General features: G+C 69.5%; 16 protein-coding genes. 7 read left to right on the top strand and 9 right to left on the bottom strand.

The window, feature by feature from the left end; genetic code table 11:
* The first annotated feature begins 669 nt into the window (after nucleotides 1-669).
* The gene (gene recQ / locus KI385_RS19610) at nucleotides 670-2742 is read left to right on the top strand and encodes a DNA helicase RecQ (protein ID WP_238573457.1); all 2073 of its coding nucleotides are present in this window, start codon (nucleotides 670-672) and stop codon (nucleotides 2740-2742) included.
* A gap of 319 nt (nucleotides 2743-3061) precedes the next feature.
* Here the strand turns inward: recQ and KI385_RS19615 are convergent, their stop codons facing one another.
* Entirely contained in the window at nucleotides 3062-4348 is a 1287-nt protein-coding gene (locus KI385_RS19615) for a sensor histidine kinase (protein ID WP_238573458.1), read from the bottom strand.
* Complete coding sequence (locus KI385_RS19620) at nucleotides 4345-5064, bottom strand: hypothetical protein (RefSeq protein WP_238573459.1); 720 nt, start codon at nucleotides 5062-5064, stop codon at nucleotides 4345-4347. Before KI385_RS19620 ends, KI385_RS19615 begins: the two co-directional genes overlap by 4 nt.
* A gap of 273 nt (nucleotides 5065-5337) precedes the next feature.
* On the opposite strand from KI385_RS19620, the gene KI385_RS19625 reads away from it, so the two are divergent.
* On the top strand, nucleotides 5338-5622 hold the full coding sequence (locus KI385_RS19625) for a hypothetical protein (protein ID WP_238573460.1): 285 nt from the start codon (nucleotides 5338-5340) through the stop codon (nucleotides 5620-5622).
* A 21-nt stretch (nucleotides 5623-5643) separates the two neighbouring features.
* Here the strand turns inward: KI385_RS19625 and KI385_RS19630 are convergent, their stop codons facing one another.
* The 3 genes from KI385_RS19630 to KI385_RS19640 all read right to left on the bottom strand — a co-directional run bounded on the left by KI385_RS19630 (nucleotide 5644) and on the right by KI385_RS19640 (nucleotide 11663).
* Nucleotides 5644-6474 (bottom strand): isocitrate lyase/PEP mutase family protein, encoded by an 831-nt coding sequence (locus KI385_RS19630; RefSeq protein WP_128507652.1) that lies wholly within the window; start codon nucleotides 6472-6474, stop codon nucleotides 5644-5646.
* A 651-nt stretch (nucleotides 6475-7125) separates the two neighbouring features.
* Complete coding sequence (locus tag KI385_RS19635; RefSeq protein ID WP_425356933.1) at nucleotides 7126-8580, bottom strand: glycosyltransferase family 39 protein; 1455 nt, start codon at nucleotides 8578-8580, stop codon at nucleotides 7126-7128.
* Nucleotides 8581-8810: 230 nt separating this feature from the next.
* On the bottom strand, nucleotides 8811-11663 hold the full coding sequence (locus KI385_RS19640) for a D-alanyl-D-alanine carboxypeptidase (RefSeq protein ID WP_238573462.1): 2853 nt from the start codon (nucleotides 11661-11663) through the stop codon (nucleotides 8811-8813).
* 239 nt (nucleotides 11664-11902) lie between these two features.
* Between KI385_RS19640 and KI385_RS19645 the strand changes: the two genes are divergently transcribed.
* From KI385_RS19645 to KI385_RS19655, 3 genes are all read left to right on the top strand, one after another.
* Nucleotides 11903-12667: a GOLPH3/VPS74 family protein gene (locus tag KI385_RS19645; protein ID WP_238573463.1), complete on the top strand. Its 765-nt coding sequence runs from the start codon at nucleotides 11903-11905 to the stop codon at nucleotides 12665-12667.
* Nucleotides 12668-12916: 249 nt separating this feature from the next.
* Nucleotides 12917-13780 (top strand): helix-turn-helix domain-containing protein, encoded by an 864-nt coding sequence (locus tag KI385_RS19650; protein WP_238573464.1) that lies wholly within the window; start codon nucleotides 12917-12919, stop codon nucleotides 13778-13780.
* Nucleotides 13781-13975: 195 nt separating this feature from the next.
* On the top strand, nucleotides 13976-14158 hold the full coding sequence (locus KI385_RS19655) for a DUF397 domain-containing protein (RefSeq protein WP_342593523.1): 183 nt from the start codon (nucleotides 13976-13978) through the stop codon (nucleotides 14156-14158).
* Between the two features lie 140 nt (nucleotides 14159-14298).
* On the opposite strand, the gene KI385_RS19660 is transcribed toward KI385_RS19655, so the two are convergent.
* The 3 genes from KI385_RS19660 to KI385_RS19670 form a co-directional block, all read right to left on the bottom strand.
* On the bottom strand, nucleotides 14299-15138 hold the full coding sequence (locus KI385_RS19660) for a hypothetical protein (RefSeq protein ID WP_238573466.1): 840 nt from the start codon (nucleotides 15136-15138) through the stop codon (nucleotides 14299-14301).
* A gap of 75 nt (nucleotides 15139-15213) precedes the next feature.
* Nucleotides 15214-17574, bottom strand: a complete 2361-nt coding sequence (locus tag KI385_RS19665) for a tetratricopeptide repeat protein (protein WP_238573467.1) — start codon at nucleotides 17572-17574, stop codon at nucleotides 15214-15216.
* 94 nt (nucleotides 17575-17668) lie between these two features.
* Nucleotides 17669-18040, bottom strand: a complete 372-nt coding sequence (locus tag KI385_RS19670; protein WP_238573468.1) for a hypothetical protein — start codon at nucleotides 18038-18040, stop codon at nucleotides 17669-17671.
* Between the two features lie 238 nt (nucleotides 18041-18278).
* Here KI385_RS19670 and KI385_RS19675 point away from each other — a divergent pair, with 238 nt between their 5' ends.
* Nucleotides 18279-19514, top strand: coding sequence for an aminotransferase-like domain-containing protein (locus KI385_RS19675; protein ID WP_238573469.1), 1236 nt, complete (start codon nucleotides 18279-18281; stop codon nucleotides 19512-19514).
* A gap of 164 nt (nucleotides 19515-19678) precedes the next feature.
* Entirely contained in the window at nucleotides 19679-20464 is a 786-nt protein-coding gene (locus KI385_RS19680; RefSeq protein ID WP_238573470.1) for an SDR family oxidoreductase, read from the top strand.
* Here the strand turns inward: KI385_RS19680 and KI385_RS19685 are convergent.
* Nucleotides 20425-20793 (bottom strand): hypothetical protein, encoded by a 369-nt coding sequence (locus KI385_RS19685; protein ID WP_238573471.1) that lies wholly within the window; start codon nucleotides 20791-20793, stop codon nucleotides 20425-20427. The two genes, KI385_RS19680 and KI385_RS19685, sit on opposite strands and share 40 nt — an antisense overlap.
* Nucleotides 20794-20880 lie beyond the last annotated feature (87 nt).

Here is a 20880-nt window from a genome sequence, read left to right on the forward strand (position 1 = left end):
GCGTACGGGCCGTAGGAGAGCGTTCCGCCGGTTGCCCGTACACGCTCGCGCAGGGCGTTCAGGCCGCGTCCGCCGTGGCCGTCGCGCTCCCTTTTGCCGCGGAGGGTGGCCCCTCCAAGCCCGCGGCCACGTCCGCGTCCTCGCCCACGCTCACGGCCACGCCCCCGGACATCGTCCGAGCCGCCGCCGTCCGTCCCCCGCCCGATCCGGTGGCCGGCCCACGCCGCCGCGCTCACCCTGCTGCCCTCGGGCCTGTGGCGATGCGCCATAGCGTTCGGGATGCCCTCCGGGTTCGACGCGAGCCATCCGCTGCACGAGAGCAACTTCCCCGGCTGGACGTCGCTCTACCTGATCGGGCCGAGTCTGGTCGCCGAGGCGCTGGGGCTGCTCACCCTCGGGCTGGTGCGGCCATGGGGTGAGCGGGTGCCGCGCTGGGTGCCCGTTGTGGGCGGGCGGAACATCCCCGTCCTCGCCGCGGCCGCCGGCGCCGGGGTGCGATGGCTCCTTGCTGCTCCGGCGCGCCGCGCGGTTGGCCGAGTTCGTCCATGGAGAGGGCGCACGTCTCTGCCGTTTTGGTGGCAATCATCCCGTTCGTGGCGATCTGAAGAGGCAGGCGGGAGTTATCCACAGGGTCGACGGGGACCCCCGCGGAGCTCGTACGCTTCTGGAATGGCTCTGGCGGACGTGGAAGTGGTCGTGGACATGGATGTGGAAGACGCTTCAGACGCAAGCGAGGCGGTGCAGGTGCTGCGCCGGGTGTTCGGGTATGAGGCGTTCCGCGGCAGTCAGCAGGAGATCATTGAGCACGTCATAGGGGGCGGGGACGCGGTCGTCCTGATGCCGACCGGTGGCGGCAAGTCACTGTGTTATCAGATTCCCTCGCTGGTCAGGAGCGGTGTGGGGGTCGTGGTCTCGCCCCTGATCGCGTTGATGCAGGACCAGGTCGACGCCTTGCGGGCGCTCGGGGTGCGGGCCGGGTTTCTCAATTCGACGCAGGATCTGGAGGAGCGGCGGCTCGTTGAGGCGGAGTTCCTGGCCGGGGAGCTGGACCTGCTGTATCTGGCGCCCGAGCGGCTGCGGGTCGAGCAGACGCTGAACCTCCTCGACCGGGGGAAGATCTCGCTCTTCGCGATCGACGAGGCGCACTGTGTCGCCCAGTGGGGCCACGACTTCCGGCCGGACTATCTGGCGCTGTCGATGCTGCACGAGCGCTGGCCCGAGGTGCCACGGATCGCGCTGACCGCCACCGCGACCGACGCCACCCATACCGAGATCACCTCACGGCTGCGCATGGAGGACGCCCGGCATTTCGTGGCGAGCTTCGACCGGCCGAACATCCAGTACCGGATCGCGGCGAAGAGCGAGCCGAAGAAACAGCTGCTGGAGCTGCTGCGGGACGAGCATGCGGGCGACGCGGGGATCGTCTACTGCCTGTCACGGGCGTCGGTGGAGAAGACCGCGCAGTTCCTGGTGGACAACGGCATCGCCGCGGTGCCGTATCACGCGGGGCTCGATGCCCGTATGCGTGCCGAGCATCAGGCGCGGTTCCTGCGGGAGGACGGGCTGATCGTGGTCGCCACGATCGCGTTCGGAATGGGGATCGACAAGCCGGATGTGCGGTTCGTGGCGCATCTGGACCTGCCGAAGTCGGTGGAGGGCTACTACCAGGAGACCGGGCGTGCCGGGCGCGACGGACAGCCGTCGACGGCCTGGCTGGCGTACGGGCTGCAGGACGTGGTGCAGCAGCGGAAGATGATCGACGGGTCGGAGGGCGACGAGGCACATCGGCGGCGGCTGTCGGCCCATCTCGACGCGATGCTGGCGCTGTGCGAGACGGTGCAGTGCCGGCGGGTGCGGCTGCTGGCCTACTTCGGGCAGGAGAGCAGTGCGTGCGGCAACTGCGATACGTGTCTGACCCCGCCGCAGACCTGGGACGGCACGGTGGCCGCGCAGAAGCTGCTGTCGACGGTCGTACGGCTGAAGCGTGAGCGGGGACAGAAGTTCGGCGCGGGGCAGATCATCGACATCCTGATGGGCAAGAAGACCGCCAAGGTCATTCAGTTCGATCATGACGGGCTGAGCGTCTTCGGGGTGGGGGACGATCTGCGGGAGGCCGAATGGCGGGGTGTCGTACGGCAGTTGCTGGCGCAGGGGCTGCTCGCCGTCGAAGGTGATTACGGCACGCTGGTGCTGACGGAGAACAGCGGCGAGGTGCTGGGCGGCCGTCGCGAGGTGCCGATGCGGCGGGAGCCGGAGAAGGCCGCACGGGCGGCCAAGGCGAAGGCGGCGAAGGCCAAGCGGGCGGCGCCGGTGGATCTGCCGGAGGAGGCGCTGCCGGTCTTCGAGGCGCTGCGTGGCTGGCGGGGCCGTACGGCCAAGGAGCAGGGCGTGCCCGCGTATGTGATCTTCCATGATGCGACGCTGCGGGAGATCGCCACCCTCCGGCCGACGACGACGGCCGAGCTGGGCGCGGTCAGCGGGGTCGGCGAGAACAAGCTCGCGAAGTACGGCCAGCAGATTCTGGATGAGCTGGCGGGGCGGGGAGCGGAGGGCGGCGAAGGGGCGGCCGCCGGTTCTTCGGATGCGGCTGCCGGTGCCGGTCCTTCGGGGGCGACTGCGGGAGCGGGGGCGGCTGCGGGAGCGACTGCGAGAGCGGCTCAGCCCGTGCGGGGGGATCGTCTGCCGCCGGAGCCGGAGGACGAGGAGGCGCTGCCGGAGCCGCCGGATGACATCGACTGGTGAAGACATCGACCGGTGATGGCGCCGACCGGTGATGACGTCACCGGATCACGGATCGGCACGGGCCGGCTCACGACCCACGACCCACGACCCACGACCCATGGCCCATGGCCCACGGCCCACGGCCCACGGCCCACGGCCCACGGCTCACAGCTCACGGCTCACAGCTCACGGCCCACGACCCACGGCTCACAGCTCACGGCCCACGGCCCACGACCCACGGCTCACAGCTCACGGCTCACAGCTCACGGCCCACGACCCACGACCCACGGCCCACGGCTCACGGCCCACGGCCCACGGCCCACGGCTCACGGCTCACGGCTCACGGCTCAACAGCAGCCTGAGGCGGCAGCCGGAGAACGGCGCGGGCGCCGCCGTCGGGGGCGTTGCTGAAGCGTAGGTCGATGCCCAGGACGGCGGACTGGCCGACGGCGATGGTCAGGCCCAGGCCGTGGCCCTTGCCGCGGCCTGGGGCGTCGGTGCGGAAGCGCTGGGGGCCGTGGTGCAGCAGGTCGACGGGGTAGCCGGGGCCGTGGTCACGTACCGCGATGGTCGGCGGGCCGCCGGGCGGGGCGTCGACGGTGACGACGACCGGGGGCCGGCCGTGCCGGTGTGCGTTGATGACGAGGTTGGCGACGACGCGGTCGAGACGGCGGCGGTCCGTCTCGACGACCGTGTCGGAGACGATCCGCATCTCGGTGTCGAGTCCGGTGGCGCGTACCGAGCGTGCGACCAGCGCACCGAGTTCGTACGCGTCGAGGTCGGCGTGCTCGGCGCCGGAGTCCAGCCGGGAGATCTCCAGCAGGTCCTCGGTGAGGCGGTGCAGCGCCCGCAGCCGGTCGTTGATCATCTCCTTGGGGCGGCCCTCCGGGAGCAGCTCGGCCGAGGCGAGGATGCCGGTGAGGGGCGTACGGAGCTCATGGGCGACATCGGCGGTGAAGCGCTGTTCGGCCTGGAGGCGGCTCTGCAGGGAGCCGGCCACCGAGTCCAGGGCCGCGGCCACCGCCGCCACCTCGTCCCGCCCCGCCGGGCCGCCGCGCGCCCCCAGGCCCGCACCGTCGCCGTCGCCGTCGCCGACCCGGGCGTCCAGGTCGCCGGCGGTGATACGGCGCGCGACCGCCGCCGTGGTGCCCAGCCGGCGGCTGATGCGATGGGCGAGGAACAGTCCGGCGAGGGCGACGGCCACGGCGGCGAGTACGGCCGAGCCGAGGATGGCTGTATCGAGGTTCTCCAGGGAGCGGCGGGTGTTGCCGTAGGGCGACCAGACCGCCATGACCCGGTCGTCGGCGGGCGCCGCCGCCCACATCACGGGGCGGCCCCGATACGTCCCGACCATGGTGCCGCGATGCCCGGAGCGCGCCACCTCGCGGAGCTCTCCGGGAAGTTCGGGCGGATCGAGAAGGGAGTTGATGCCCTCGCGGGAGGTGCCGTACTCGAAGAGGTCCAGGGCGGTGTCGAGGTCGGTGCGGGTCTCCTTGCGGACCTGGCCGACGGTCTGGCGGGCCACCGCGTTGTGGACGAGGACACCGAGGACGGCGGCGACCGCGCAGCACACCGCCGTCACGGTCAGCGCGATCTTCCAGCGGAGGGAGACCGCAGGGCCTCTCATGGGCCGCCGTCGCGGGCATGCGGGGTCTGCGGCTTACGCTTACGGGCCTCGTCAAGGGTGAGGTCCCACAGGCCCATCGAATTGCCGTCCCACACGTAGTCGGTGACGCTGACGTAGCGCGGATCCTTGGTGGGTTCACGGATGGCGAGATGCCCGGCCGCCAGATCGACACCGTCCAGCACCCCGCGCAGTGCGAGCACCCGGGTCACCACCGCGTTCTGCACGCTGTAGACGCGCAGCTCGCTGTTGCGGGGGTCGAGGTCGACGACGACGAGCAGGTCCGGCCTGCCGTCGTCCGTGAGGTCGTGCAGCTCGGGGCGGCGTACGGACTTAGGGGCGGGCGGGGTCCGGCCCTGTGCGCCGATGTCGGCGTCGAGGACGGCGAGCGGGTCCGCGTCCGCCATGCTGCCGCCGGGGATGCGCGGGACGCCCGGTACGGCCTTGAGGGCCGCCGGATTCTCGTCCCGGCCGAGCGGGGCCGGCGAGTACTCCGGCCACAGCGCCAGTGGCGCCTTGACGTCCCTGGCGCGCCCCTCGTCATGCAGGCCGCCCGTGCCCGCGCAGCCGGTGAGCAGGGTGAGCGAGGCGAGGGCGGCGAGCGTGGCGAGGACGGCGCAGGGGGCCGGCACCGTGCGTGGTCGCCACCGTCGCATGTCGTCGCCCACCGCCTCTGCTGCCGCGCATGGGCCCCAGGACACACCCCGAGCGCTTGCCATGTCCATTACCATGCCTGCAAATCGCTACATATACGGACGTAGTTCGACACCAAGCTATCCAAGGTGCCGGCGCAGGAAATCTTCACAGCGGCCATTCCGACGACCTTTGCGGGCTTTTGCCCGGGCCGGACGGGCGCTCCGTCACACGACCGATTCCAGAGATCTTGGTGACTGTTACACAACGTATGGATCGCCGTTAAGGACGCTCCGTAACGTGCCGTCACGTACCGCGCCCCTGATGGCGGCCCGAGCCGCCCACGACGAGGAGTACCCATGCCGGCCCTGCGCCGCTCCGTGATCCGTACCGCCACCGTCGCGACCGGTGCGCTGGCCGTCCTGCTGCTTCCCGCGGGCGCCGCCTTCGCCACCGATTCCCTCGCGCCCACGGAGAGCCGGACGTCGATCATGCTGCCCGACAACGGGCTGGCGGGACTGGCCGAGAAGGCCGGCCACCTCCCCAAGGCCGGGCTGATAGGCGGAGCGGGAGCGCTGGGCGTCGCGACTGCGGTCATCGCCGTGCACCGCCGGCGCCACGGCAGCCGGGGCCGGCAGATCTGAGCCCGCCCGCTCCCCCGCCGGCTACTCCCCCATCAACCGCTGCACCTCCGCATACCCCATCACCTCGCCGCCCGCTCCTGACACCTCCGGCAGCGGTTGGCCCGTACGGATGGCGTCGGCCGCCCCGAGGGTGGCCTGCAGGGCCGTACGGAAGAGCAGCGAGCCGGTGCTGATGCGGTGCACGCCGAGTTCCGCCAGTCGGCTGACGGTGTGCCGTCCCGGGGCGAACAGGATGTTCAGCGGGGCGGGGACCTCGGCGGCCAGCACCGATACGTCCTCGTCGGCGACGACACCCGGTACGAAGACGCCGTCCGCGCCCGCCGCCAGATAGGTCTCGGCGCGCGCGAGCGCATCCGACAGCGGCGGCGGGGTGTCCACCAGCCAGTGGGTGTCGATCCGGGCGTTGAGGAACAGGCCCGGCGCCCGCTCCTTCACCGCGCTGATCAACTCGGCCTGACGGGCCGGATCCTGCAGCCCTTCGCCGCCGGGCAGCCCGTCCTCCAGATTGAGCCCCGCGGCTCCGGCGTCCGCCAACCGGGCCGCCAGGTCCGCGACTTCCCCGGGGCCGCCGCCGAACCCGCCCTCGATGTCGACCGTGTACGGGCAGGACAGCCGGCCGTTCAGCCGCAGCGCCAGGGCCAGCGTCGCGTCCCGGGTCTCGGCGAGGCCGCGCCCGTCCTGATAGCCGTGGGCCGCGGCGACGCCCAGACTCGTCGTGCCGATCGCCGCGTACCCGGCTCCGGCGAGCGCGACGGCGGAGGCGACATCCCAGGCGTTGGGCAGCAGCAGCGGCTGGTCGGCGTGGTGCAGCGCATGGAAATGGAAGGTGGCGTACTCCGGGGAGGTGCTCATACGGGCACCGTAGGCACGACTCCCTTCGCTGTGCACCGAAGACTCGCGGCGGACAGGGGAGTCATGACCACTCCGGCGTACAGCTCGCGCGGTCGGCTTCGCCTCACCCCGGAGGGCACGGCCGCGCTCCCGGAGCCTGCCGGGAAAGGACGGGGCCGACGAGCCTGGTGTGACGGGCGGGCGATGCGCTGGGGGCCTGGTGGCCGCGGCGCCCCACGCGCGCGGCGCTCACAGCAGCCGCACGCCCCCGAACGGGCAGGCACCTGGCCGGCGCCTTACCGATCAGCAGGAATGGAAGGCTCAAACCTCGCACCCGAAGGGGGGCTCGGATACAAGAGCCACTCGGTCACCGGGTACTGCATGGCCTTGGCAGGAGATGCTTGGATGGCGAAGCTCAAGGAAAACACCACCGGGGTAAGCGGCTGGGCATACATTGGCAATTTGCCAGGCACCGGGAGCCTCCCGTACTGCTGAATTCCCATTCCCACGACCATTCGCGAGGGGCCGTCAGCAAGCTGACGGCCCCTTCGTGGTTTTGTTGCGGGGATATCTCTATCGGTGCTCAGGCACGGTGCCACCCCGATACCGCAATGCCTCCACGAGGTATGCCTCGGTTGCGGCCGCATCCCCATGAACAGCCGGTGTTCCGACTCAGCAGCCTCCCCTGCCCCCACCGCCCGTGCCGCCCACCCGTGCATAGAGCGTCATCCGGGCCCCCCGAACCTCCATGGTGTCGCACACCACGAACGCCGAGCGCAGCGTGGCCCGCTTGGCGATCTCCTGGTCACTGTTGTCGGCCGGCTGCCCGGCCGGGTCCCCGGCGACCACGATGCGGCGGCTGGCCAGTATCCGGCCGCGGATCTCGTCGCCGGACAGCTCCGTTCCGTAGAGGGTGTGGGACACCGATGGGCTCTTGGCCAGGGCGAGATCGCGCAGACCTCGGAAGTCGTGCGGCCGGGGCGCCATCCAGATCCGGCGGCGGGACGGTGTGAAGAGCAGCCCGTCGCCCGGTCCGGAGAGCTGCCGGACGGCCTGGGCGATGGCGGTGGCGTCGTCGACCCGGCTGTCCGGGCTACGCAGATGGACGTCCACGGGCAACAGCGTGGCCAGTACCAGCGCCACGACCGCCAGCCACCGCAGCCGCCGGCCGTTGGTCTGGCCCAGTTCGCCCGCCGGCCGCAGCAGCCGGGCCAGGGCGGCGCCCGCGAGCAGCGCGAATCCGACGACGTAGTACAGGACGTAACGGTCGACGTAGGCGGGTTCGACATGGGAGAGCAGGAGCAGGAGCAGGGTGGGGAGCAGGAGCAGGGGGACAGCCAGGGCACGCAGGCCGATCGGACCGCGGGAGCGCACCCGGACGCGGGCACAGGCGATACCGAGGACCGCGAGCACAGCGAAGGTCAACAGCTGGATGGGATCCGGCCACATCAGCCAGCTGATCTGCGCGGACTGCCGGGTGCTGTAGACCGCGAGCGGGGCCAGTCCGGCGAGGACGGTGACGGCGAAGAGTGCCCAGGCGCGCAGCACCCGTCGGGGCAGCCGCGCCAGCATCACCGCGGCGCCGTGCACCGGCAGCGCCAGACACGCGAACTCGTGCAGCAGGCACGCGAACAGCATCAGCGCCGTATAGCCGAGCCACAGCTTTCGGCGCGGGCGGGCGGCGGTCAGCACCAGCAGATACGTGGCCCAGACGACCACCGCGCAGACCAACGCGTAGGAGCGTCCCTCCTGCGCGTACTGCTGCACGACAGGGATCAGCGCGAAGGTGAGGCCCGCGAGCAGACCCGCCCGCCGCCCGACCAGACGCTGCCCCAGCAGGGCAACGCCCGCCGCGGCGACGGTCATCGCGGCGACGGACGGCAACCGCAGGCCGATCACCTGGCCGAAGACGCCGCCGAGGGTGGCTTCGTAGACGCGGAACCAGACGTGTATCAGCGTGTAGTAGAGGCCGTGTACGACATCGACGTGCTGCAGCGTGGGCCACAGGTCGGCCAGCCTGCGGTGCGCCATGTCGTAGGTGACCGCCTCGTCACGCCATATGGCGTCCTTCCGGCGGACTCCCCACTCCCCCAGGAACAGCATCAGCCCGGAGGGCACCAGCACCACCGCGCCCCGTGCCGCCCGGGAACCACGAGCCGCGACGGCGGACGCGTATGTCGTCTTCTGGCCTTGCGCTTGTGCTACGTCGATGACGGGCTCCGGTCACGCACAGGACGGACGGGCTTGAGTGAGACGGGGAGGTACAGGGGGGAGGACGGATGGACTTCGAGCAAGGGCCCTAGGGGGTGCCTCCCCCCTAGGGCCACTCATCCGGGGGAGTCACCCCCCAGGGCCGTTCACCCCAGCCGGATCAGCTTCGCTCCGAAGGACGGCACGACCAGATCCTTCTGCAGCGCCACCGGCGTTTTCTGGATGCTCTGGCCGTTGCCGACCGTCAGCACACCGACCGTGGTCCCGGCCTTCGCCTCGTGCGGGAGGGTCTTGCCGCCGTCGCTGATGCTCAACTCCAGCTTCTGGCCCGGGACTCCGACCGCGTTCACGTCCTTGGTGGCGACGACCGGCGTCCGTCCGTTCAGTCCGTCGTCGACATAGCCGACGACCTGCCCCTTCTTCACCGCCGTGGCCGAGTTCAGCGCGTTACGTACCGCTTCGATGACCTTCTGGCTGTTGTCCTTGACCATGGTGAGGCTGTTGGAGCCGTTGGGGTCCAGGCCCTTGAAGTGCTGGTCCATCATCGTGCCGAGTATCAGCCGGTCCTTGCCGTCCACGGTCTTGTAGGCCGCCCAGGACAGCGTGCCGCCGGCCGCCGTGCTGGAGCCGGTCTTGATGCCCTTGATGCTCAGCCCGGCCAGCAGCAAATTATCGTTGTTGTTGTTGATCCGCGCCGGCAGGCCCGGGATCTCGGCGTTGGTCATGGCGACGATCGGCCGGAAGGCGTCGAACTTCATGACGGCCTCGGCCAGCTTGAGCTGGTCGACGGCGGTGCTCACGGTCTTGGGGTCCAGGCCGCTGGGGTCGGTGTAGGTGGTGTTCTTCATGCCCAGGTCCTTGGCGGCGGCGTTCATCTTCTTGACGAACGCCCCCTCGTTGGCGGACCGGGTGTCCCAACGGGCCAGCAGCCGGGCGATGTTGTTGCCGGACGGGATCATCAGCATCTTGATCATGTCCTGCTGGCTGAACTTCTGCCCCGCCCTGAGCCCCTTGATCCGCGACTCGTCCGTGGAGCCGCCCTCGGTCACCGCCTTGTCGTCGACCTCGATCTGCGGGCCCTTCTCGTCCTTCTTGAGCGGGTGGTCCTTGAGGATGACGTAGGCCGTCATGATCTTGGCGACGCTCGCGGTCGGCACCGGCTTCTGCTCGCCGAACGTCCCCAGATCACCGGAGCCCACGACCTTGACCGCCGCCTGCCCGTGCTCGGGCCACGGGATGGAGAGCTTGCCGCCTTCGAAGGTGAACGAGGACTTGGCGTCGCCGAGGACGACCGTCGGGGCGGGCAGCGGGCGCACCGACTGGACGATCACGAAGATGATCGCCAGCAGCACCGCCAGCGGGGTCCAGATCTTGAACCGGCGGACGACCGTGCGCAGCGGGGTCTCGGGCGGCGGCGGGGTGTTGGTGAGCTTCGCCAGGAGGTCGAGCGGCGGCAGCGGCTGCTGCTTGGTCCGCTCGGATTCCGGCAGCGTGGCGGGCGCCGCGGCGGCCGTGGCGCCCGTGGGGGCGGCGGGCGGCATGGCGCCGGGCCGGCCGGCGGGCTTGGACGGTGCGGTCGGCGCGGCGGCGGGCAGGGCGCCCGGAGCCTTGCCGGCGGCGGGCTTGTCCGCCGGCTTGTCTCCCGCCTTGTCCGCTGCCTTGTCCGCTGCCTTGTCCGCCGGCTTGTCCGCCGGCTTGTCCGCCGGCTTGTCCGTGGTGGCCTTGCCAGAGGGCTTATCGGCGGCCTTATCGGGGGCCTTATCGGGGGCCTTGTCTGGCGTACGGGCGGGAGTCCTGGGCGCCGTCTTACCCAGCGACTTGCCCGCCGTACCGTCGTCCGCCGACTTCAGCGCCACGAACTGGCTGGTCCGCTCGGCGTCACGCTCGGCGGCAGGGGCACTCTTGGCGCCGGCCCCTTCCTCGCCCTTGTCCTTGTCGTTGCTCTTGTCGTTGCTCTTGGTCTCGGACTTGTCCTTGGTCTCGGGCTTGCCCTTGGTCTCGGACTTGTCCTTGGCCGCGGGCTTGTCCTTGGCCGCGGTCGTGCCCTTGGTGGGCGGGGTGATCTTGAATGCGGTGGTCGCCTGGTCGACAGACTCGGCCGCGGCCCCCTTCCCCTTGACCTTCGCAATGGCAAACACTCGGGTCGCGTCGTCGGCCTCGGCCTCGTCGTCACCCTTGCCGTCCCGGGCGGCCTCGTCGGGCTTACCCTTCTGCGGCCCGACGGTCTTGAACACAGCAGTCGGCTGATCGACGACCTTGGGCTTCGCGACAGGCTCGACTTCGGGCTCGGCCTTCGACTCGGCCTTCGACTCAGGCTCGGAATCGACCTCCGACTCGGAGCCCTTACGGCCGGCTTCGGCCTTTGCCGCAACCTTCGCGTCAGCCTTCGCGTCGACCTTTACCTCGGCCTTTGCATCGACCTTTGCCGCAGCCTTCGCTTCCGGCTTCACGTCCGACTTTGCATCCGGCTTCACGTCCGGCTTCACGTCCGGCTTCACGTCCGGCTTCACGTCCGGCTTCACGTCCGGCTTCACGTCCGACTTCACGTCCGACTTCACGTCCGACTTCACCTCGGCACCGTCGGCATCCCCCTCGGCGCCCCCGGACGCCTCGGCGGACGCACCCACCGACGCCTCAGCCTCACCCGAGCCGCCCTCGGAGCCACCCTCCGACTCCGACTCCGACTCCGACTCCGCCGCCTCGTCAGCGCCCTCGTCATCGCCCTCGTCATCGCTCCCAGCGACCCAGGCGGCCACAGCGGCCCGGAGGCGGTCATCACCACCCCCGGCGCCCTCACCACCCTCAGCGGCCTCCTGGGCCGCCTCAGACGCCTCGGGCGCACCCGCGGAGTCCGACTCCGCCGCGGCCTCCGTCCCGGATTCCTTCGCCGGCTCGTCCGGCTCCCCGCGGAGGACCGACAGGCGCGGATCGCGTTCGCTCCGCGTCGTCTCCCCCGACGACTGCTTCTTGTCCGACTTGTCGGGGGACTCGCCCGCCACCGATGTCTCCTTCATACGTCGCACTGCTGCCTGGCCCAGTGTTTCCAAGTGTCCTGTGTACGCGTGACGCCAGCGCGCCGCCACGCGTACCGGTACGCGCCGCACCCCACGGATAGCTGTCGCCGACGTGCAAGACGAGAACGACATACCTACCGGTTCCCTACCGAACCCCCCACGCACTCTCGACAGATGAATGTGAGAGGGGTCACCCTGTCATTCATCCACGCGGGGAGGCATGGATGGGCAGGAGCCGCAGAACAATTCCGGAGGAGCTTCTGCTGCTCGCTTTGGACCCGACCACGGGCACCACAGCGCAGCCGCAGTCGCTCGACCTCGGCCTGGCCGGGGCACAGCTAGTAGAGCTGGCTCTGGCAGGACGGATAGCCCCAGATGGGGATCGTATCGCCGTGGTGATGGCACGGCCGACAGGAGATCCGACTCTGGACTCCGCACTCGAACTGCTGCGCCGACGCGGCAGTCCGGTGCGCGCGGTCCACTGGATCGGCGGGCCCCGACTGGGGCTGCGCCAGACGTATCTCACGCATCTCGAACGGTGCGGCATGGTGCATGCCGTGGCGGGACAGATGTGCGGGGTGCTGCCGACGACGCGCTACCAGGCGACGGAGACGGCCATCAGCCGGGAAATCAGGGCCCGGCTGGACAACGCGATCCGCACCGGCGTACCCCCGGACCCGCGGACCGCGGCGCTCGCCGCGCTGGCCCATGCGGTCGGACTCGGCAAGCATCTGTACCCAGGGAACGAAGGGCGTTCATCGCGCTCCCGTCTCCGGGATCTGATCCGGCACGACCCGATGGGCGGGCTGGTCGCACACGCCGTGATGGATGTGCAGAACGGCGCCGCGGCACAGCCTCGGCGGCCGCAGGCCGCGAGCGCGGGAGCCGTACGGCAACCGGCGACGGCCCGTGCCACGGCGGAACCGGCCGGCGTGCCGGGTCAGTCACGGCACGGCCACAGCAGGATGGCCCGGGTGGGCGCCCGCTGACGCCGTAAGCCGCGTAAGCCCCCTGGCACCACCGGTGCACCCACCGCACCACCATCCCCACAATCCCGTTCGGGAGCCGCAGCAAGGAGCGCGGGGTGGCGGACCGGCCGTTCTGGACGACGGCCGGCCCGCCACCCCGCGCACATGCTCGCTCGCCTTCTGTGTGCATTTCACTGCGCGGTGTCACCCCGGAGTGGCAGTCTGCTGAACAGGAAACAACAGCAGTACGGAGCCGGAGGTGCACTTCCCGTGGCGTCCAGTGTCAATCCCACCGTCAGGCGACGCCGGTTGGGCCAGGAGCTGCGAAGGCTCCGCGAGCTCAAGGGCATGACGGCGGAAGAGGTGGCCGAGAAGCTACTGGTCTCCCAGTCGAAGATCAGCAGACTCGAGAACGGCCGCCGCAGCATCAGCCAGCGCGATGTCCGCGATCTGTGCGCGGTCTACGAGGTCGAGGACCAGCACATGGTCGAATCCCTCATGCAAATGGCCAAGGAGTCCCGTCAGCAGGGCTGGTGGCATGCATTCGGGAGCCTCTCGCCTAGCTACAGCGTCTACATCGGCCTGGAAGCCGATGCGCTCTCCGTGCGGAATTACGAGTCACTTCTGGTTCCGGGCCTCCTTCAGACGCCCGAGTACGCGGAGGCCGTGATCCGTGGGATGTGGCCCGAAGCCACTCCGGAGGACGTCGAGAGCCGGGTCGGCGTGCGCCTCAAGCGACAGCAGCGACTGCACGCCCCCGAGACCCCGCTCCGCTTCTGGGCCGTGATCGACGAGTCGGCCACCCGTCGCGTCGTCGGGGACCGCCAGACGATGCGCGAACAGCTGGAGCACCTGGTCGAGTTGAGCCAGCTCCCCCATGTAACCCTCCAGGTGGTCCCGTACTCGGTGGGTTCACACCCCGGAATGACCGGAACGTTCTCCATCTTGGAGTTCGACGACCCCTCGGACTCGACCACGGTCTATCTGGAAGGCGTCACCAGCGACCTCTACTTGGAGAAGCATGGAGACGTCCACAAGTACGGAATCATGTACGAGCATCTGCGGGCCCAGGCGCTGAATGCGGACGAGACGAGAAAATTCATCTCAGACGTGGCCAAGGAGTACGCCACCTGAGACCGCGGGGGCGGAAAGTACACCATCACCGCACTCCGAGGAAGAGCACTCCGGCATATGTCATCCGGTCGAGTGATCGACTCCCCCTGTTAGCGATGTTGGAGCGTAGCGTCGTCAGCACTCCGAGAAGTCACCACTTCTCGCCAACCCGAACACACGGGAGTGCAAATGACGAGGAAGCTCAACACGACTCTGATGTGGCGGAAGTCGACATACTCGGGTAAGGACGGAAATTGCGTCGAGGTCGCCCGCCTGGATGAGTCAGCGGTCGCCGTACGCGACAGCAAGGCACCTAGCGGACCGGCCCTCTCCTTTTCGGAGCAGGCATGGACGGCTTTGCTTTCGGATATCGACCGCGGACGCCTTGGTAGCGCCTGACGCCACCACTGCCCCGCGTCACAAGACGAGCCCTCTCGACTGGTCCGCCGTCCTGGCCGAGGGGGCTCAGCCTCGCCCACTACGCAGTCCCCGACCGCCGGCCACCGCACCTCCGCCGCTCCCCGAACTGAGACCTCCACTCAACGGAGCTCATCGACATAGCGGTCGGTCCCCGGCAACGTGGGGATGAAGGGCGCAACCAATTCGACAGAGCCGAGGCCACGATCCGCCACGAGGGAGTCGAGCCCTGTGAATCGCTCGCTCCAGCACGCTCGCGGATCCTGCTCCAGGAACCATAGAAGCGTCACTCGACTCTCCACCCCCTCCACCTGCTTGACGTATGACATGCGGTCTTCCGGCAGCGGATGGGGACGAAAGGCCATCACCATGGCCACCTGGGATCCGGGCAGTCTTTCCTTGAGGTGCTCCGCGCACAGCCACTCGAGAAGCTCGGAACGCTGACCGGCATCGGCGGTATCGATAACCTCCACGACCAAACCGTCGTAGGGGTAATGCAAGGCATGGAAATCACGGGGCCCGTCGGCGCCATCCCGGTAGACCGTGGCCACATGCTCATGGAAGGCCGTAAAGACGTGGGTCCGATCGCGATGGACGCGGTCGTCCTCATTGAGCCGCCGATTTATTCCCACGCTCCACTTGATGTGCTCGGAATAGCGCCCCTTTGTCACCCAGTATATCGAGATATAACACCCGCTGGTTACCGGCTGGGCGACTGCGGACTCCGTCGGATACCTCAGGAGCTGGAGGTCACGCGTCGCCACCCATCGACGGCCCGCATACATCCACGGCATGGCCATGGCGCCGGCAATGAAGTGGTCGTCCTCGTACCATCTGTTATAGGCACGCTCATGGCCGGCGTGCGGCTCCACCATCGTGATCAGCGCATGGCCCGGACTGACGCCGTACGGACCCACGCCGGCCAACTGGGCGTACGCCTCCACGTGCGTGACATCACTCATCGCATACCCCCAGGGCAGGCAGATCCGACAGAGCACCATTCTGACGCTCTGTCAGATCACTGGCTAGGGGTGCGGCTACCGCACAGCGTCCTCCGCCGCGCGCAACGCGGCGAGGCAGTCGATCGTCTCCTGGTGATCTTCGCCGAGCGCCCGCCGACAGGCTTCGAGCGTCGCCCTCCCCAACTCGACCGCCTCCTCCACACGCCCGGCAGCATGCGCAATACGGACGAGTTCGATGCGGATGAGCAGCGTGTGGTGGTGCTCATCCCCGAGCATCAATTGCCGAACGCCGAGGACCTCCTCCGCCAGCCGCTGGGCCTCCTCGCATTGGCCAAGGCCCCGAAGAACCATGGCGAGCCGATTCGCGCTGGCCATGGCGAACCAGTGCTGCTCACCGTGGACCCGCCTACAGGCCTCCAGGGCGCGGCGGGCCGGGCCCTCGGCATCCGCCGGCCTGCCCACTTCGTCGAGCACAAATGCCCTGGTGAGGGTGCTGCTGATGGTGATGGGATGCTCCGCTCCCAGTACCCTTTCGCTGACCTCACAGATCTCTTCGGAGATCCGGACGTTCTCCTCCTCGTCCCCCATGCGGCACAGCACCTCCGCCAGAAGGCCGCGGCTGTGCAATGTGTCGGGGTGGCTCTCACCCAAGACCCGCTCGCGCCCTTCCGCGGCCCGGCGGATCGTACGCTCGGCAGCCGGCCAATCCCCCAAGAAGTAGAGGCCGAAGAACAGCTCATGCGCGCTGCGCAGCGTGTCCGGGGAATCGGCACCCAGAGTGCGCTCGCGCTGTGTCAGCACCTCACGGTGCAAGGAGATCGCAGCATTGTGATCGTCGGCCCAGACAAGAGTTCTGGCGAGCTGATACCGGTCCTCGAGGAGAACCGGGTCATCGGACGGAATATTCCGCTGGGCCACGTCGACCACAAGTTGCGCCAACGGATGCGCACTTAGCTCCTCACCTCGCGCCATCAAGTCGTCGCGGAGCCGTCGGGTCGACGTCAAGGCGGCGGCAATGACTTGCTCGCCGCCTTCCGCTTCCGCGTTCTGCAGCAATTGGACAGCGTGCGGGACCATCATGTTTCGCATGCGATCTCCAGCGGGTGTGGGGACTTCCTCCGGGAGAGCCTGGAGGAAGAGAGCGGCAGCCGCAGCCAGCAGGGGTGCACGCATGCGTGCCGGGATGCCCCTGAAGACCGTGTCGAGCACCAGCGCGTGGAGCTGCACGATGCGAGTGGGCGGTTCACCACCCTGGCCGGGGTAATCGTCGACGAGGACCAAGGCCTGACCGATGAGCCCTCGCAGACATGCGGCAACTCGGTTGCTGGAAAGCGGCGGTTCGATCCTTCCCAGTCCGGCAGCTTCCAACTCTCCGGGCCGGATAAGGCTGATGGGCAGTGGATCAGGGGCGAAGCAGCTGAACAAACGCATCAGCGCGCCGGCATCCGGCAGCCCTCGTTCCGCCAGCGCATCAAGCGAGAGCTGCCAGGTGCTGCCGAGGGTCCGCCGCAGATCGGAGTCCCAGGGGACGTTCCCGATATCGATCTGCACACTCGGTTCATGAGCGAGCCGACGGCGGAAGTCGGCCATCGTCACCGCCTCCAGCAGCTGATCGGAAAGCTGCGATCCGACGAGCGTGAGAGCCAGCGGAAGACGGCCCACAGCCTGCGCCAGCTCCAGTGCGTCCTCGTCACTTCCCGTGGAGGGCGCGAGGTCACTCAGCACCCGGGCCGCGTCCCGCGGCGGCAGGAGATCGATGTGGTGGAGTTCAGCGTCCGCCCAAACCGGCGACTGCGCCTGCCGTGTTGTCACCAGGACGGTCCCGTGTCGGCTGGCCCTGATCCATCCGCCGTCGAGGAAGGCGGGGTCATCAGCGTTGTCCAGCACGAGGATCCACGGCGTGCCCGGCCGATCCAGATAACCCCAGACCAGGTCCGCGGCTGGTCGGTGCCCTCGATGGACCGCGTCGAGTTCCGCGGTGGTGGCACCTCGCTCAGCGGCAACGGACAGCATGCCCGCACGCAGCGCGGAACGGCTGGCGGCATTCACCCAGAAGCCCTCAACGGCACGGCCGCTGACCGTCTCGTCGAAAACGAATCGCGCCAGAGTGGTTTTGCCGCATCCGCCCATTCCGTGCAGCACATGGATCCGCGCGCCGCCCCGAGTCGTCACGGCGGAAAGGAGTTTCGCCTTGGCCTCGTCCCGATTACGTACGACGACCGGTTTCGGCGCCGCCAGGGGCACCCGAATCGAGTCCGGCCCTGTTCCCATGCCTTCGGGAGACTGCTGAGGGAAGGTCTGTCCCGTCCAATCACTGCTGTAGTGGTGGTGGTGCTCAGTGATGTGCTGGTCCCTGTCTGCTTGAAATACCCTCCCGTGCCCGTGAGCCACGACTTCGGGAGCCCCGATGTTCCCCCGAGGATGCTGCTCCGACATTCTCTTGAACTCCTCTGCCGGCACTGCTGGTTGACTGCCTCGCCCCGTGAGTGCGCCCCTCAGGACACAGGGAATACCCCCGTGCGGGCCTCGCTCACGCTTCCCGGATGATCTGGTTACCACCCGCTTGATAGACCCGAGCATGGCCGGAGGCTGTCGCGGTCATCTGCACCTGACCGATGCGGGTCTGCTCGGCAGGGGCCAGCAGCGGACTCAGCTCTTCGTCCAGGACGCGGCGCAGTTCATTCGCGAGGGACGGATCGTCCCGGAGGAGCCTGCGCAGTCGGCGCTGCCAGTCGGCGGCGAGTTCCTCCTCCGCCTGCGCGTCCCCTTCTTCCCGGGCCGCGATCACCTCCGACCGGACGTCAGCGAGCTCGGCCTCGATGGCAGGCACCCGGTCCGGATGCACTCGGCGCCACAGAGCCACCGCTGAGTCGCGGGCGTGCTGCCAGGCATCGGTAGCCATGCTGCTCACCAAGGCAGTTCCCGCCGCGAGTACCAATGGATCCATTCCGTGCCCCCATTCGAAGCAGCCCTCGTCTGAACGTCACCGTAGCCGGACCGCACGACATCGTTCCGAGGCTTTCCTCATGTGGGAGCTCACCATGCGGGCACCCCTGCACACCGCCCGCCGCGGCGCCTAAGCTGCCTGGTATCTGCAGCTAACGCGGGTTAACCGCAGACCTGGAGCGATTGGAGCCGCCATGCCGGACGCGACCCTTGCCGACGCCGTCACGCCCGTCCCCGAGCTCGCCACGCGTGCGGCACGGACCGGCAGCTCGCCCGTACGCGACATCCTGGCGCTCACCGCCCGGCCCGAGGTCATCTCGTTCGCCGGCGGGCTGCCCGCGCCCGAGCTGTTCGACGCGGCGGGCATAGCCGACGCCTTCGGGCATGTGCTGGCCGAAGATCCCCGACGGGCTCTGCAGTACTCCACCAGCGAGGGCGATCCGGCGCTGCGGGCGGCCGTCGCGGCACGCAGCACCGCGCGCGGGCTGGCCACCGAAGCCGATGACGTGCTGGTGACGACCGGTTCCCAGCAGGGCCTGTCGCTGCTGGCCACGGCCCTGTTGGAGCCGGGCGACGTGGTCCTGGTCGAGGACCCCTGCTACCTCGCGGCGTTGCAGATCTTCTCCCTCGCCGGCGCCCGGGTGGTGCCGGTGCCGACCGACGACGAGGGCCTGGACCCGGCGGCGCTGGACGAGATCGCGGCGCGCGAGCGGCCCAAGCTGCTCTACATCATCCCGACGTTCCAGAACCCGACCGGCCGGACGCTGACCGCCGAACGGCGGGCCGCGGTCGCCGGGATCGCCGCGCGGCGCGGGCTGTGGATCGCCGAGGACGACCCGTACGGGGAGCTGCGTTTCGAGGGCGATCCGGTGCCGTGGGTGGCTTCCTTCCCCGGCGCCGAGGACCGTACGGCGCTGCTCGGCTCGTTCTCCAAGATCATGGCGCCCGGTCTGCGGCTGGGCACCCTGCGCGCGCCGGCCGCGCTGCGGCGTGCCTGTGTCATCGCCAAGCAGGCCGCCGATCTGCACACCTCGACCGTCGACCAGGCAGCCGCGGCACGGTACTTGACGGTGGCGGACCTGGACGCGCATCTGGCGCGGGTGCGCGACGCCTACCGCGAGCGGCGGAATGCGCTGGTCGACGGGCTGTCCGCGGCGCTGCCCGAGGGCTCGCGCTGGAACCGTCCGGCGGGCGGCATGTTCGTGTGGGCGACGCTGCCCGAGGGGTACGACGCGACGGCGCTGCTGCCCGAAGTGGTGCGGCATGACGTCGCCTACGTCCCCGGGGCGCCGTTCTTCGCCGGCACGCCGGACCCCACGGCCGTCCGGCTGTCGTTCGTGACGCACTCCCCGGCGGAGATCGGCGAGGGGCTGGGCCGACTGAAGACCGCGCTGAAGACCGCGCTGGAGGGCGCGCGCCGGGAGGGGTGAGGCGGGAGGGGCGAGGCGGGAGGGGGCCGAGGACGCCACCACCGCCCGCAGCGCCTCGATCGAGTACAGGCACTGATGAACGCCCCTGGTCTTCCCCGCGCCCCGGCCCTACCCTGACGCCACTGACGGACCGTCAGACACTGGGCCGGGACCGGGAGGCGCGCATGCTGCTGCGGAACAAGACCGTCATCGTCTCGGGCGTCGGGGCCGGGCTCGGCCATCAGGTCGCGGCGGCCTGCGTACGGGACGGCGCCTCGGTGGTGCTGGGGGCCCGTACGGAGGTGAACCTCGCCAAGTCGGCGGCACAGATCGACCCTTCGGGCGGACGTACGGCCTGGCGGGCGACCGATATCGGCGACGAGGGGCAGTGCGAGTCGCTGGCCGCGCTGGCCGTGGAGCGGTTCGGCGGCATCGATGCGGTGATCCATGTCGCCGCCCTGGACTCGCTCTTCGGAGGCCTGCGGGACGCCGACTTCGACTCCTGGCGCAACGTCGTCGACGTCAACCTCTTCGGCACACTGCGGATGACCCGCGCCTGTCTGCCGTCGCTCACGGCGCGCGGCGGCGGATCGGTCGTGATGATCGGCACCCAGTCGTCGGTCGCCGCGCCCTCACAGGTGCAGCAGGCGGCGTATGCGGCGTCCAAGGGCGGGCTGGTCTCGGCGATGTACTCGCTGGCGCGCGAGCTGGGGCCGGACCGGATACGGGTCAACACCGTGCAGCCCGGGTGGATGTGGGGCCCGCCCGTGGAGGCGTACGTACGGTTCCAGGCGCACACCGAAGGCGTCCCGGAGTCCGAGGTGCTCGGCCGGCTCACCGGGCGGATGGCGCTGCCCGAGCTGGCGACCGACGCGGATGTGGCCGAGACCGCGGTCTTTCTGGCCTCCGACCGGGCGCGCGCCATCACGGGTCAGTCGCTGCTGGTCAATGCGGGGGAGCTGATGCGGTAGCCGTCGGGCACCGCCTCCTTCCGGGCGTCTGCGTCGCGTTCCGGACAGCCGGCCGTACGGGGTCCCGCGCCCGTGCGGCCGTTGCTGCTGCCGGGATCGATGCCGAGGCCCATGCCCGTGTCGGTGTCGGTGCCCGTGTCGGTGTCGATGCCCGTGTCGGTGTCGATGCCCGTGTCGGTGTCGATGCCCGTGTCGGTGTCGATGCCCGTGTCGGTGTCGATGCTGGTGTCGGTGTCGATGCTGGTGTCGGTGTCGGTGCCGATGTCGGTGTCGGTTCGGTTCGGTTCGTGCGTTCGGGCATACGTCGCCCGGCGAAGTGTGTGCCTCATCGTGGGTCGGCACCCTGGTCCGGACAACGCCCCCGAGGGTCAAGACAAGGTAAAATCGTTCGGTTTGCTGATCCTGGTTCACATCCA

It is taken from the genome of Streptomyces inhibens (assembly GCF_022221585.1).
Classification (GTDB): domain Bacteria; phylum Actinomycetota; class Actinomycetes; order Streptomycetales; family Streptomycetaceae; genus Streptomyces; species Streptomyces inhibens.